The sequence below is a fragment of the Janthinobacterium sp. GW821-FHT03C08 genome (genome assembly GCF_059420905.1).
Map to the genome: position 1 here is coordinate 13,919 of NZ_JBWKUP010000030.1, position 13,295 is coordinate 27,213.

Here is a 13,295-nt window from a genome sequence, read left to right on the forward strand (position 1 = left end):
GTGTGATAGCAAAGAAACGCACGCTACACCCCACCATCGCGCGTGCCGTGCAGCCCCCCGGCTGACGGGCACCGCGTACGACATCCCCGAAAAAAGCTGCGCCGCAGGCTGCAATACCGCGCCGCGCAACTTGATCCGTCGTACCCCATACATGAATTTCACTTCCATGCGCGAAGCCCTCACTTCGCTCAGCCGCAGCAATGCCGGCGTCGCCAGCGCCGTCCTCCTGAGCATGGCAATCTCCATCGCCCTGTGGACGGTCTTCCCCGATATCGACGATGAAAACCACCTGCTCGAATGGCTGCAGGCGCTGTTCCTGGCCCTGGCCTGCACGGTGCACGGCGTGCGCGCGTGGCAGGAAGGGGACCGCCAGTCCCTGCGTTTCCTCATGCATGCCGGCATGTCGGCCCTGCTGTTCGGCTTCCTGCTGCGGGAACTGGACATCGACCAGTTCGGCACGGCGCCCGCCTGGGCGCAGGCGGAAAAGGCCCTGCGCGTGATGGAACTGCTGATCCTGATACGCCTGCTGGTCTTCTTCGCGCCCCGCGCGCGCAAGGTCTTTGCCGTGGCGCCGCAGATTTTCAGCATGCGCGTCACCATCCTGACGGCCATCGGCGGGCTGCTGATGGTGGCCGGCTGGCCCTTCGACAAGAAGGTCTTTCACGGCATGCCGGACGCCTACGCGCTGCTGGGCGAGGAAGTGCTGGAGCTGGGCGCCTACCTGCTGCTGTTCCTCGCGTCGCTGTCCGACAGCGCGGCCGCCGCGCGTATCAGCCTGGCGCCGACGAAAAAACCGGCCTAGTCCCGTTCGAACGATGACGGCAGCGGCAGCAGCCGCTGCAGGGTCGCGGCCACGCGCAGCAGGCGCGGATCGTCGTCCTCGGCCTCGTCGCAGGTATCGTTGATGCAGAAAAATGGCAGGCTGCCGAAGCGCGCGGCCAGCTCGCGGAGCTGCCGTGGCGCCTGCGCATCGCCGCTGGCGATGTGCAGCGGGTCGAGCACCTGCGAGCGCGCCAGCCCTTGGTGCACGAGCCAGCGCGGCACCAGGTCGGGCAGCAGGGCCGGCACCCGCCACGAACGGAATACCGTCGCCCGCACGCCCGCAAACATGGCCGGCGCCAGCGCTTCGAGCGCATGCAGCGCGCTTTTCAGCATGGGCCGCGGCGCATGCGCATACAGGCGCGGCTCGTGCCGGTACCCGGCGTACTGCGCCGACAGCCATTGCCGCGACAAGGTGGCGCAATTGACGGGCGCCGCCACGTCGGCGCGCAAGCCATCGCAGTCATCGTGCAGCACGCTTTCCGTGAAAACGCTCAAGCGACCGCCCTCTCCCTCGCCAAACCAGAACGCCGGCTCGAACGGCGCGCCCAGGAACACGTCGTCGTTCAGGTACAGGAAGCGCTCGGACAGGCCGGGGATATGGTGCAGGTACGATTCGATATGGCCGGAATCAAAGACAGGCAAGGCTGCGCCGGGCATCAGGCTGGCGTGATCGACCACCGTCAGGCGCGGTGAGGCGCGCAGCCAGGCCGGCACTTGCCGGTCCGTCAGCAGGTAGACATGGCCATGGCCGGGGAAGAAGCGCTCCAGGGCGCGCAGGTTGTAGCGCAATTCGCCGTTGTCGCGGTAGCGCCCCGCCACGTTGCCGTGCAGGGCCAACTGGCCGGGATGCGCCTGCGCCCACGCCGCGTAGGCCTGCTGCCGGCGCGCGCGCCAGGCCGGGTCGGCGCCGTCGACCCACAGGTAGACGATGTCGATGCCCGCCGCAGGCGTCGCGCTGGCGCCGTTCAAGACGCGGCGCTGGGACCTGGCGCCGCCACGCAATAGTCGGCGATGGCGGCGAGCACGCTGGCGTTCTCGCCCACCGCCTCGACCACCTTCAGGCGCAAGCGCGGATGCTGCCGGCGCAGCGCTTCCACCAGCAAGGGCAGGTCGCGCAGCACGTGCCCGCCCTGCCCCAGGAATACGGGCACCACGGTGACGTCCAGCATGGCGCCGGCGGGCAGGCCGTCCAGCAGGGACTGCACCAGTTCGGGCAGGCGCGGCGTCATCAGCTCCAGGAAGGCCAGGTGCACGCTGCTGCCGGGCAGGCGCGCCTGCGTCAGCTCGCGCAGGCGCTCGAAGGGCGCGGCCCAGGCCGCGGCGCGCGCGCCGTGGGCAAACAGGACCAGCGCCTGGTGCACGTTCGTCTCCATCAGTGCCGCTCCACCCACCACAGGGCGCCCAGCGCCAGCAGCAGGTACAGGGTACTCGGCGCCACTGCCGTCAGGAAGGCCGGCCAGGTGCTGAGCAGGCCCAGATGCGAGAACAGGGTGTTGACCAGCATGAAGCTCACGCCGATCATGATGCCGATGAAGATCTTCAGGCTGATGCCGCCGCTGCGCGTGTGCATGTAGGCGAACGGCAGCGCCAGCGCCATCAGCACGAAGATGGCCAGCGGATCGATCAGCTTTTTCCAGAAGGCGATGCGGAAACGCTCGGTCTCCTGTTTGTTCTCGGCCAGGTGGCGCGTGTACACGGCCAGTTCGCTGGCCGACATGCGCTCGGGATCGGACGCCGACACCGTCAGGATCTTCGGCGTCACTTCGGACACCATGTCCTTGCTGGCGCTTTGCACCGTGCGCACCATGCTCGTTTCCTGTCCATAGTAGTTGGCCAGCTTCGGCTCGAAGCCGGGCGTGGCCACCGCGCTGTTCGAGAACGAGGTTTCCGTCACGTCGGTCAGGCGCCAGATATTATTGCCCTGATACGTAGCGCCCTTGGCCAGCGTCAAGCTGCGCAGGCGCATATCGGTGTCAAATTCATACAGCTTGACGTTTTTCAGCTGGCCGTCCGGCCGCGCCTCGCCCACATTGAAGAAGCGCGAACCCGTGACGCTGCCCGTCAGGCCATCGCTCTTGACCATATCCTTGGTCCACAGGCCGGAGCGGAATTCGCTCGACACGGCCGCGCCGCGCGAAGTCAGCTTGATGCGCTCGGCCAGCGTCTCCGTGCGCGGCGTGATCAACTCGCCGAAGATGAAGGTGATGACGACGAAGACGATGCCGATGCGGAACAGGAAGCCGGCCGCCATCGCCGTCGACATGCTCGACGCGCGCATGATGGTAAATTCGGAGCTGGCGGCAAACTGCGCCATCGTGTAGATGGTGCCGATCAGGGCGGCGATGGGCATCACTTCGTACACGTGGCCCGGCACCAGCACCAGCACGTACAGGAAGGCATACTGGATGCTGTAGCCGTTCTTGCCCACCTTGGGCAGCTCGCCCGTCAGGTCGATGAAGGCCTGCAGCGCCAGGAAGGCCAGCAGGACAAAGAACACCGCCTGGAAAATCGAGACGGCAAAATAGCGCTGTAAAATCTTCATTTCGATGCCGCTTTACTTGTTTTGCCGGCGCAGCGCGCACGCTTGAACGATGCCAGCAGGACCAGCGGGTGATAGCGGTGGTTGACATTCAGGCGCCAGGCAAACAGCGCCACGACGGCCAGCGCCGCCAGCAGGTGCAGCGGCCACCAGGCCATGCCAAACGTCATGCGTCCCTGTTTCACGCTGGCTTCGACGACCTTGATCAGGTTGCTATAGGTAAAGAAAATCAGCAGGGCCACGATCAGGTTGGCCGAGCTGCCGGCGCGCGGATTGACGAAGCCCAGCGGAATGGCCAGCAGGATGAGCATCAGCCCGATCAGCGGCGCGCTGACGCGCCACAGCAGTTCGGCCATGGTGTAGGGATTCGGATTGGCCACCAGCGCCACGGTGCTCATGGCGCGCACGCCCAGTTCCGCCCCCAGCTCCTGCTGCTTGCTTTCGATGCGCATGATGTACTGCTCGAATTCCATGGTCTGGAAGTCGGCCTGCGTCGGCACGCCCTGGTAGCGGCGGCCGCTCTTGAGCACCAGGAAGCGCTCGCCCTTTGCGTCGGTATTGATCACGCCTTCCTTGGCGACGACGACGACGGCGCTGCCCTTTTCATCGACCGTGTTGACGAAGACGTTCTGCACCACATTCTTCTCGCCGCTGACGCCCTCGACGAAGAAGATGCGGTTGCTGCCTGCCGATTCGCGGAACTGGCCCGGCGTGACTTTCTGCAGGTCTTCGCGCTTTTCGAAGCGCGCCACGTATTCATCGCTTTTCATCTGCGCCCACGGCGTGGCGTACAGGCTCAGGATGCCCGTGGCCAGCACCAGCGGCAGGCCAAAGCTCAGGACCGGCCAGATCCAGCGCGACAGGCTCAGGCCCGAGGCGAACCACACCACCATCTCCGACTCCTTGTAGCTGCGCGTGACCACCATCAGCACCGAGATGAAGCCGGTGAGAATGAGGATGGTAGGCAGCTGCATCAGGGCGGAAAAGACCATCAGCGACATGACGTCCGACGAGGCGATCTTGCCGCCCGCCGCCTTGCCGAGAATACCGATCAGCATCCAGGTGAGCAGGATGCTGAACAAAACAGTGAAGGTGGCCCCGGCGGCACTAGCCAATTCACGTCGAAGGGCGCGTTGAAAGATCATTCGGAGTTTATAATTCGGGTCAGTTAGTTGAGTAACACGTTACTAGTAAATGAAAACGGAGAACCAAATGGACTTTAGCATAAAAGCATTCGATACCAAGAGCACCCTCGGCACGGCCAAAAGCGGATGCATCGCGGTTGCGGTATTCGAAAACAAAAAACTGTCGCCAGCGGCAAAATCGCTGGACAGCAAGGGTGCGATTTCGGCTGCGCTGAAGTCCGGCGACATCAGCGGCAAGGCTGGCAGCACGTTGCTGCTGCGCGCAGTCGATGGCGTTGCCGCCGAACGCGTTCTGCTGGTCGGCATGGGCAGCGATGAAACTGTCAGCGAAAAAAGCTTCGCTACCGGTGTACAAGCGGCGCTGAAGGCCTTCGGCTCCCTGGGCGCTGCGGACGCCATTATCGCATTACCGCTGGCCGAAGTGAAAGAGCGCGACGTAAATTGGGCAATCCGTTGCGTGGTGCAAGCCGCCCACGACAGCGAATACCGCTGCGACTCGCAAAAAAGCAAAAAAGATCCGGCGCCAGCGGGCGTGCGCAAGATCGTCCTGGCGGCGCCAGCAACGGCAGCTACGCGCGGCGCGCTGGCGCAAGCCATCGCCATCGCCAACGGCTCCGACCTGACGCGCAAGCTGGGCGACCTGCCGGCGAACATCGCCAACCCGACCTACCTGGCCAACACGGCCAAGCAGCTGGCCAAGGATTACAAGTTTGAAGTCGAAGTACTGGACCGCAAGCAGCTCGAAGCGCTGAAAATGGGCAGCTTCCTGTCCGTCACCAACGGCAGCGAGCAGCCGCCGAAGTTCATCGTCCTGAAACACATGGGCGGCAAGGCCAAGGATGCGCCGGTCGTCCTGGTCGGCAAGGGCATCACCTTCGACACGGGCGGCATCTCGATCAAGGCCGGTCCTGGCATGGACGAGATGAAGTACGACATGTGCGGCGCCGCTTCCGTGCTGGGCACCTTCCGCGCCATCGGCGAAATGAACCTGAAGCTGAACGTCATCGGCGTCATCGCCGCCTGCGAAAACATGCCGTCGGGCCGCGCCACCAAGCCGGGCGACATCGTCACCTCGATGAACGGCCTGACCATCGAAGTGCTCAACACCGACGCGGAAGGCCGCCTGGTGCTGTGCGACGCGCTGACCTACGCCGAACGCTTCAAGCCGGCAGCCGTGGTCGATATCGCCACCCTGACGGGCGCTTGCGTCATCGCCCTGGGCCACCACAACAGCGGCCTGTTTACGCGCAGCGATGCGGCGCATGACCAGCTGGCCAATGAACTGCTGGCAGCGGGCAAGCAGGCCAGCGACACGGCATGGCGCATGCCGATCGAAGAGGCGTACAACGAGCAGCTGAAGTCGAACTTCGCCGATTTGGCCAACATCGGCACGCCAGGCGGCGGTTCGGTGACGGCAGCGGCGTTCCTGGAAAACTTCACCAAGAAGTACACCTGGGCGCATCTGGACATCGCCGGCACGGCCTGGAAATCGGGCGGCGCGAAGGGCGCGACCGGCCGTCCGGTACCACTCTTGACCACGTTCCTGATCAACCGCGTGTAAGGGAACGCCGGACCAGACCTGCCGCGCGGGGCTGCTGGCGGCCAGCGAGGCGCGCCGTACTTCATGTACGGCCGCGCTTCCCGCCCGCCGCCAGCTCCCGCCCGCTACGGTTTTGTCGGGCGTCGCTGCATAAGGAAAAAGCCGCCACGGTCATGCGCTGACCTGGCGGCTTTTTCACGCGCGGCATATTAATCAGTAGACGACGGGATCGGGAATCGGCAGCGGCGACACCTTCGGCAGCACCACGCTCTGCGGCGTCGCCTCGCCCGGCGTGGCGGGCGGCGGCGGTGCGGGAACGGGCGCGGGCGGCGGCGCCAGGCGCGCCGGGTCCTGCATGACGATGGTCAAGGTCGAAGGGTAGTCGAAGCCGGCGCCCGTGTTGCGGTCGACGAAATAGCCGACGCCCAGGGTCAGGATGACATTGCCCCAGATGCTGGCATTGAGCTTGGGATCGATGCTGCCGTCCGTCGCGATGGCGGGCGAGCCGTGCTTGCGGCAATCGACCTTGAGCGGCTCGCGGCTCTTGCGGATGATGATGCGCCCCGGCGTCGTGACGAACCACTTGCCCACGTCGTTGCTGAGGATGCAGCCGGCGCCCGTCAGTTCGCGGTTGTCCTGGATGGTTTGCACCAGCACCATCTGGTCGCTATTTCCCGTCAGGGTGGCGCAGCCACCCAGGCTGCACAGCAGCAGCGCCTTGGCGGCAAGAGCGGCAGACGATGATCCACGCATGGGAACTCGCTTAACGGACGGGGATAGGCTGCTCGCCAGGCACGGCGACGGCAGTCACGCTGTTTTTCGGGCTGCCCTCGATCAGGCGGTCGGAATACACGAGGTAGACCAGCGCATTGCGCTTGCTGTCGACCATGCGCACGACGCGCACGTGCTTGAAGAAGATCGAGGCGCGCTCGGTAAACACCTCTTCCTGGCGCGGCAGCTTGCCCTTGAATTGCAGCGGCCCCACCTGGCGGCAGGCCACGGCGGCATCGGCCTTGTCCTCGGCCAGGCCGACGGCGCCCTTGATGCCGCCCGTCTTGGCGCGCGACAGATAGCAGCTGACGCCGCCGACGCGGGGATCGTCATAGGCTTCCACGACGATCTTGTGGTCGGGGCCGATCAGCTTAAAGACAGTATCGACGGAGCCGATGGTTTCCGCCTGCGCCGCGGCGCACGCGGCGCCCAGCAACAGTGTAGCGGCCAGCAATTTATGCATGAAGTGACTCTTCGAGGTAAGCCTGCAGGCGCGCGCGGACACGGCCATCAGTTGATGGGGGCAAAACGCTGCACCATGACGCCTTCGACCTCGATCAGCTGAAAGAACACGTCTTTCGGCCGAGTCCAGATGGAACCGTCCGCGGCGCGATAGACGATCATCGGCGTCAGGTCCGCTTCCAGCGTGGCTTCGCACACCAGTTCGTAAATGCCGCCCTTGTAGTGCCGATAACGCATCGCCGCCCCCTCAAGCCGTGGAATCTTCGCTCTTGTCGTCGGCCAGTGCCTTCTGCTTCATCTTCAGGCCCTGGATCACTTTCAGAATGCCTTCCATGCCGGCGGCACCGTCGGCGCCGCTGAAGGCATCGAGCACCTCATTGAGCACCTTGTTGCGCACGGTCGCTTCATCGGCCGACATTTCCAGGGCGCGCTGTGCCTTGGCCGCTTTTTCAGCCGCGCTGACCCGCGGCTTGGCCGCCGTCTTGCCATGCGTCAGAGCCGCCTGCCAGATGACCCAGCGGCGCTGGGTCTCGAAAATCAGGTACTCGTCCGGTTTGTCTTCTCTTCGCCGCACAATGTGGCCGTCACGCTGCGCCCACGCTTCAAATGCAGTTCGCATTTTCTTCCTTTGCAAATGCTACGCGCAAGTCTCACTATTAAAACTGCAACATTTCAAAATAGTACCATCTATTGATGTCGCAAAACAGTCTCATAGATATAGTACTGCAATTTATATAACAAGTCTGGCGGCGCCAGGGACGGAATCCACGTTCCGCCCCAGGCACAGTGGTCATGTAAGTCGGAATAGCAATTACAACTAATTACAACTGCTTCCAGTCTGGGTGTTAACTTGGCTGTAACAAAGCCGTGTGACACAGTTGTTACATTCTGCCATTTTAGTAGTTTTTATCGCGTTTTAGCGAGAAACTTTACACCTTTGTCGCGTTAAATGGCCATACGCAGCATGCGGCGCCGGCCACTTATGCCAAATCAAACATAGGGGTTGATCAATCATACACAAAAACATAATATTCATGCGCCACGATTGGTTAAAAATAAATACTTTTTTCATACTCTTTTTCCCGCCAAGCAAATAAAGCGCGCGCGAACCGGGCCGGGCAGGACGCCAGCGGCAGGCATGCGGTAAGATTCGCGGCTATCGGCATGCAATCATCGCCGCAGTCATGACCGCAGCGCCAGGCGCTGCCTTTACCTATCAAGCAAGGATTTTTCCCATGAAACTCGCCACCTGCTACTTTCATCCATGAATCTTGGTCGATCTTCCTGTGGCACTCGCCGGCGGAATGCCCCATGGCGGTGAAATTTTAGTATATATCTGTCGCACGTTAACGCATACTAGCGCATTGATAATTTGTAGCTAGATTTGTAGCCAGAGTCGCCTAGCTACAAATTTGGTGGATGGAGCGCGGACAATGGCAAAGCGAGGCAGCAACAAGTTAGATGACATGCAAATTCGGCGATGGGTGGCGGATGGCAAGCCTATCGCCAAAACTGATGGCGGCGGCCTGACATTCACGCTCTCGAAAGCTGGGACGGCGACATGGGTGCTACGCTATATGCGAGACGCCAAAGCCAAAGAATTGACCATTGGAAACTATCCCGATATTACACTGGCGGCCGCGCGCAAGCTTGCCAGCAAGCGGCGCGTGGAGATTGATGGCGGCCTGGATCCTGCGGCAATGAAGCGCACGGAGCGGCTGAAATCGCGCGCGGCCTGGCTAGTGGGCGCGCTTATCGATGATTACTCGGTCAAAAATCTTACCCTTGAGCAATACGTCGAGAATACAATTTATTATCGGGAGTGGGATTTTAAGAAGATCATTCGCCCGAAGTTGGGGTCGATGGAGGTGCGCGCAGTGTCTCCGGCTGACATCGTGCACATGCTGGAGACGTCGAGGCGATCATGGGCCATTCAAAAGCGCATTCTCACATCGGTGTCAAAACTGTTTGATCATGCCGTTGGTAAGCAAATCATCTCGATTAACCCATGCGTAGGCATCAAGCTAACCGCGATGCTCGGCCCAAAGCCGCCCGTGAAAAAGCGCGTGATGCTGTCGGAGCAAGATTTGAGAGCGCTGCTTTCGGGGATTGACGATATTGGCGCCGAGAACGCGCTGGCGTTTCGGGTGATGCTGGCCACCTGCGTGCGCACGGTCGAACTGGTCAAAGCGCGCTGGGAGCATGTCGATTTTGTCGCAGGAACATGGTACGTTCCTGACGACTCAGTCAAAACGCGTCAGGGCTTTTTGGTGCCTATCACCCCAACTGTCAGCGCTTGGTTCCGGCGGCTAAGAGAATTGTCGGATGGATCGGAATGGGTTCTACCAGCCCGAAGCGCTCGGCGCGCCGGCAAGTGCGTGGGACGCACCACGCTGTGGGCCGCCCTCACCCGGGCGTTTGAACGTGGAGACATCGACGTACAGCGTTTCACGCCGCATGACACGCGCAGCACCGCCAAGAGCCACATGCGCAACCTGGGCGTATCAAAAGATATTTCAGAAATCGCCCTGAATCATGCGCTGAAGGGCATGGAGGGGATTTACGATGTACGCGAGGAAATTCCGGAGCGGCGCGCCGCACTGGAGTTGTGGGCGGCATTCATAGGCGCGTGTGAATCGGGCCAGCCATGGAACGTCGTGCCACTGCGCTCGGTAGCGCGCTGAGGCAGTGGCGTTATCGGCAGCCAGTGACAATCGCCTCCAGTTCCGCCTCATACTTCTGACCGCGTGCCCAGTCCCGCGCCAGTGCTAGGATTATCTCGCCATCCGTTGCCGCTGGCGTCAGCTTGTCGAATTCGTAGGCGGGCCGCTGTATTTCCATCTTTACACATGGTGTAAATACGGGAACTTCGACCAGCTGCGAGGCCGGCGGCGCAACGGTGCAGCCAGCCGACAGCGCCACGACAACCAAACCTGCCAATTTGCTCAAGTTGCCGATTTTCATCGCAGGCCCTCCATCAGCTGCCTGACAGTCGGCATGGCCTCGTCGCAGGTCGTGGCGCGCGCGCCAGCCACCTGCGCCAGGGCGACATCGTACTTCCTGCCCTTGGCAGCGGCGGCCGCCTGCGCCGCCGCGCCGCGCTCCTGCGCCGCCAGGGTTGCCTTGGCCATGCCATCGATGGCGCGGTTTTGCTCGCTGATCGAGGCCCGCAGCGCTGCGCCGACGCCCTGCTCCTGCACCAGCGCCGCGCGCGCGGCGTCACGGTCGCCAGCCGCCAGCCACCAGCCGGTCGCGGCGAAGCTGGCCACCAGCAGCAGCGCGGCGACCAGCACGATGGCGGCCGCCTTCCAGATGCCGCTGACGGCTCCGGCCGCCAACGTGCCCAGGGCGCTCATACAATGCCCGCCACGTAGCTGACGCCGCCGCCGGCAAACTTGGCCGTCAGGACCTGGCGCCGCGGCGCGCCAGCCGACAGGGCGATGTGCACCCACGTGCCTTCGTAGATCAGCTGGTCGAAGGCGATATCGCTTTGCCGGATCAGCAGGGCCAGCGCCTTGGGCGCCAGCTTGGCCGTGCTGATATCGGCAGCCAGGCCCAGCACGTGGGCGCTGTTGGCCGCGCCACCCACGGCCTTGTTCAGCGCTGGCGAGCGGTAGCCGCTGGAAATGGCGATGGGCGCACCGACCAGCGCGCGCACCTGCTCGAGCAGCGCGGCCAGGCGCGTGAGGTTGGCGACGATGGCGGGCGCCGGCGTGTTGTCGATGCCCTTGCGGGTGGCCACCTGAGAGGCGACCAGTTCGGCCAGGCTGAAATGGGGGCTCAGGTTCACATGCCACCCCGCACGTCACGGACGACAGCGGCCGCATCGCGCGCCAGCTCACCGATATCCTTGTCGCGGCGCTTGTCGAGCCAGCGCACCGTGGCGCCCAGCACCCACCAGGCGGGCAAGCCGGCGGCCACCATCAGCGGCGCGGCGATGAACAGAAAGCCCAGGGCCGGGTCGCTGCCGTACAACACGGCCACGGCGCGCGCGCTGTCGAACAGGCCCGGCATCCAGTTGCGCACGACCACGACCAGGGCCGGGCCCATCAAGGCGGAAAACAGAATGGTGACGAAGAAGCGCACGCCCGCTTCCTTGGCAGTTTTTGGCCACATAAACATGAATCCCAGTGAGGTTGCGGCAGCGCCGGCCAGGACCGGGATGCCAAAAATTTTGATCAGTGCGCCGCCGGCGGCGGTTGTTTCGATGGCCATGGATGCCTTTCAGGTGGTGGAAATGAAAAAACCCGCCGAAGCGGGTTTGTGGTGATGCAAGCGGAACAGCGGTTAAAGCTCCTCGATTTCCAGCGGCATCGCGTAGTTTTCGTAGTACGGAATGCTCATCGCCGAGACCGACGACAGGCGCCCGAAGATGGTGTGGTCGCGCTCCAGCTCCGGGTCGGCCGATTCAGGGAACAAGCTGACCAGCATGGCGCCGGACATGCCATTTCGGCGCACGATGCCGAACAACGCCGTGCGGTCGGCCGCCGGCAGCGCGCTCAGCTGCAGAGGCATCTTGCGCGCGCGCGTGCCGAAATCGGTCCACAGGTCGCCGGCGTCGCTGCGGGCATGCGTGCTGGCGTCCATGATCGTCACCGACGCGCCATACTCCGGGTTGTTGGCGGGCGACCAGTATGCACCCGCAACCAGGCGCCCGGCCTCGACATATCCTTGCAGGTTGGCCGGGTCCTTGATGTCGATCGCCAAGCCCCGCGCGGTCATGGGTTCCGGCAGCCAATGGCGCGCATAGGCGCCACCGCCATTGCCATAGGCGCTGGCGGCCTGCAGCGGCGTGAAGCCGTCGATCACTGCGGCGGTGGCGGGGCATGCCGGCAGCATCCCGCTGTCGTAGCCGTAGGTCTGCCAGGCATCGATGTAGCCGGCCGGGCGTACACCTGGCGCCGAGGCGGCGATGTCGGCCGCCCGCGTCACGGCAGCGGTCGTGGTCGGGATGTATGAATCCGCATAGCTACCTGCCTGCACCTGTCCGCAGGCGCACCACAGGGAATCGCCGACGAAGATGCCCTGCAGCCCGAAGTAATGCACCCCGGTGGTAACGGCCGTATAAGTGACGCGATACCTCGTCATAGGTAAATTTGCCGGAACAGTCGTGGATGCCAAGACAAGACCGGAAGCGGACCACACCCCCAAGCTGCGCGGAGCGCCTCCAGCGGCAACCCACATGCTGAACGTATAGGTGGTGCCGGCCGTCAAAGAAATACCTTGTCCAATGCCGGAACCGCCGGAAGTCGGGCTAACCTTGTATGCGAGCGTCCCATCAGGAGCGAGAACGGCGGCATCTGCCACGACAGATGCACCACCGCCCCAGCGGATACCCCAACTTGCGCTGGAAATATCCCCCGATTGCAGGGCCAAATTCGTCGCAGCCGGCTCCAGCAACAAAAATGGCGGTGCCGCCAGATTCAGCGGGTTGTATTGCATCCGAGCCACATTGGCCGCCGCCGTCTGCAGCAGCCCGTTGTTGCCAATAAACGTGCCCGTCGACGCGCGCCCGGTGAAACTGACCGTCGCCGGATAGTAGGAAGACAGCCCGCCAGTCTCGATCTGTGCATGCGTGATATAGACCCCGCTTACCCCATCACCAAGGTAGCCCAAGGTGTTCGTCCCTGTCACCAGGTCCAGCGCAAGATACCAAGTGCCATCCACCGATGTAGTCAGCTCAATCGCGCAGCGATACCATCCGTTGCCCAGCGGCACGATGCTCGCCAGGGCGCCCGTCATCCCGCCAAAATATGAAACCGCACCAACCGTCCCCGCAGCGAGATCGAAAATCGCCGCTGCGCCAATAGCAAAGCCGGTCGTGACCTGAGACAGCCGTACCTTACTGCGTCCTGCAGCCTTGACGCAGATCGATACCGTCGTGCGGCGCGCCGCAACAGCGACGAAGGACCGATACAACTCATGCAAGGTATCATTGTTCGTCCCTTCCACGAGCTTTGCAGCGCCTGTACTACCCTCTGGTGTGATGGCAATATCGGGAACGATGGAAACGCCA

18 protein-coding genes are annotated in these 13,295 nt (G+C 63.1%); 4 read left to right on the plus strand and 14 right to left on the minus strand.

The window, feature by feature from the left end; all coding sequences use genetic code 11:
• The first annotated feature begins 151 nt into the window (after window positions 1-151).
• Window positions 152-802 carry a hypothetical protein gene (locus AC07VL_RS27195; protein WP_494808627.1) on the plus strand — a complete coding sequence of 217 codons (651 nt, stop codon included), beginning with the start codon at window positions 152-154 and terminating at the stop codon, window positions 800-802.
• On the opposite strand, the gene AC07VL_RS27200 is transcribed toward AC07VL_RS27195, so the two are convergent.
• The 4 genes from AC07VL_RS27200 to lptF are packed head-to-tail and all read right to left on the minus strand — an operon-like array spanning window position 799 to window position 4,506.
• Window positions 799-1,791: a Stealth CR1 domain-containing protein gene (locus AC07VL_RS27200; RefSeq protein WP_494808628.1), complete on the minus strand. Its 993-nt coding sequence runs from the start codon at window positions 1,789-1,791 to the stop codon at window positions 799-801. The genes AC07VL_RS27195 and AC07VL_RS27200 overlap by 4 nt on opposite strands.
• Window positions 1,788-2,195, minus strand: coding sequence for a sirohydrochlorin chelatase (locus AC07VL_RS27205; protein ID WP_494808629.1), 408 nt, complete (start codon window positions 2,193-2,195; stop codon window positions 1,788-1,790). Before AC07VL_RS27205 ends, AC07VL_RS27200 begins: the two co-directional genes overlap by 4 nt.
• Window positions 2,195-3,364: an LPS export ABC transporter permease LptG gene (gene lptG / locus AC07VL_RS27210; protein ID WP_290604732.1), complete on the minus strand. Its 1,170-nt coding sequence runs from the start codon at window positions 3,362-3,364 to the stop codon at window positions 2,195-2,197. The genes AC07VL_RS27205 and lptG overlap by 1 nt, the downstream gene beginning before the upstream one ends.
• Window positions 3,361-4,506, minus strand: coding sequence for an LPS export ABC transporter permease LptF (gene lptF, locus AC07VL_RS27215; RefSeq protein WP_290604731.1), 1,146 nt, complete (start codon window positions 4,504-4,506; stop codon window positions 3,361-3,363). Before lptF ends, lptG begins: the two co-directional genes overlap by 4 nt.
• Before the next feature lie 67 nt (window positions 4,507-4,573).
• Here lptF and AC07VL_RS27220 point away from each other — a divergent pair, with 67 nt between their 5' ends.
• Window positions 4,574-6,067, plus strand: coding sequence for a leucyl aminopeptidase (locus AC07VL_RS27220; RefSeq protein WP_494808630.1), 1,494 nt, complete (start codon window positions 4,574-4,576; stop codon window positions 6,065-6,067).
• A 192-nt stretch (window positions 6,068-6,259) separates the two neighbouring features.
• Here AC07VL_RS27220 and AC07VL_RS27225 read toward each other — a convergent pair whose 3' ends face one another.
• From AC07VL_RS27225 to AC07VL_RS27245, 5 genes are all read right to left on the minus strand, one after another.
• The gene (locus tag AC07VL_RS27225; protein WP_494808631.1) at window positions 6,260-6,799 is read right to left on the minus strand and encodes a hypothetical protein; all 540 of its coding nucleotides are present in this window, start codon (window positions 6,797-6,799) and stop codon (window positions 6,260-6,262) included.
• 10 nt (window positions 6,800-6,809) lie between these two features.
• Window positions 6,810-7,280 carry a CreA family protein gene (locus AC07VL_RS27230; protein ID WP_314637841.1) on the minus strand — a complete coding sequence of 157 codons (471 nt, stop codon included), beginning with the start codon at window positions 7,278-7,280 and terminating at the stop codon, window positions 6,810-6,812.
• 47 nt (window positions 7,281-7,327) lie between these two features.
• Complete coding sequence (locus AC07VL_RS27235) at window positions 7,328-7,516, minus strand: DUF1653 domain-containing protein (RefSeq protein WP_034782199.1); 189 nt, start codon at window positions 7,514-7,516, stop codon at window positions 7,328-7,330.
• Between the two features lie 10 nt (window positions 7,517-7,526).
• Entirely contained in the window at window positions 7,527-7,898 is a 372-nt protein-coding gene (locus tag AC07VL_RS27240; protein ID WP_494808632.1) for a phiTE_015 family protein, read from the minus strand.
• Window positions 7,899-8,328: 430 nt separating this feature from the next.
• On the minus strand, window positions 8,329-8,541 hold the full coding sequence (locus AC07VL_RS27245) for a hypothetical protein (RefSeq protein ID WP_494808633.1): 213 nt from the start codon (window positions 8,539-8,541) through the stop codon (window positions 8,329-8,331).
• 171 nt (window positions 8,542-8,712) lie between these two features.
• Between AC07VL_RS27245 and AC07VL_RS27250 the strand changes: the two genes are divergently transcribed.
• On the plus strand, window positions 8,713-9,963 hold the full coding sequence (locus AC07VL_RS27250) for a tyrosine-type recombinase/integrase (RefSeq protein ID WP_494808634.1): 1,251 nt from the start codon (window positions 8,713-8,715) through the stop codon (window positions 9,961-9,963).
• Between the two features lie 10 nt (window positions 9,964-9,973).
• Here AC07VL_RS27250 and AC07VL_RS27255 read toward each other — a convergent pair whose 3' ends face one another.
• From AC07VL_RS27255 to AC07VL_RS27270, 4 genes are read right to left on the minus strand one after another with little or no spacing between them, the layout of a single operon-like run.
• The gene (locus AC07VL_RS27255) at window positions 9,974-10,243 is read right to left on the minus strand and encodes a hypothetical protein (protein WP_494808635.1); all 270 of its coding nucleotides are present in this window, start codon (window positions 10,241-10,243) and stop codon (window positions 9,974-9,976) included.
• Window positions 10,240-10,635 carry a hypothetical protein gene (locus AC07VL_RS27260; protein WP_494808636.1) on the minus strand — a complete coding sequence of 132 codons (396 nt, stop codon included), beginning with the start codon at window positions 10,633-10,635 and terminating at the stop codon, window positions 10,240-10,242. The genes AC07VL_RS27255 and AC07VL_RS27260 overlap by 4 nt, the downstream gene beginning before the upstream one ends.
• A complete protein-coding gene (locus AC07VL_RS27265) occupies window positions 10,632-11,069 on the minus strand; it encodes a D-Ala-D-Ala carboxypeptidase family metallohydrolase (protein WP_290608216.1) in 438 nt (145 codons plus the stop codon). Before AC07VL_RS27265 ends, AC07VL_RS27260 begins: the two co-directional genes overlap by 4 nt.
• Window positions 11,066-11,395, minus strand: coding sequence for a hypothetical protein (locus AC07VL_RS27270; RefSeq protein ID WP_494808637.1), 330 nt, complete (start codon window positions 11,393-11,395; stop codon window positions 11,066-11,068). The genes AC07VL_RS27265 and AC07VL_RS27270 overlap by 4 nt, the downstream gene beginning before the upstream one ends.
• Before the next feature lie 4 nt (window positions 11,396-11,399).
• Here AC07VL_RS27270 and AC07VL_RS27275 point away from each other — a divergent pair, with 4 nt between their 5' ends.
• Window positions 11,400-11,549: a hypothetical protein gene (locus AC07VL_RS27275; RefSeq protein WP_494806119.1), complete on the plus strand. Its 150-nt coding sequence runs from the start codon at window positions 11,400-11,402 to the stop codon at window positions 11,547-11,549.
• Between the two features lie 17 nt (window positions 11,550-11,566).
• Here the strand turns inward: AC07VL_RS27275 and AC07VL_RS27280 are convergent.
• Window positions 11,567-13,295 (minus strand): phage head spike fiber domain-containing protein (locus AC07VL_RS27280; RefSeq protein ID WP_494808638.1); only part of this gene is annotated, 1,729 nt, incomplete at its 5' end.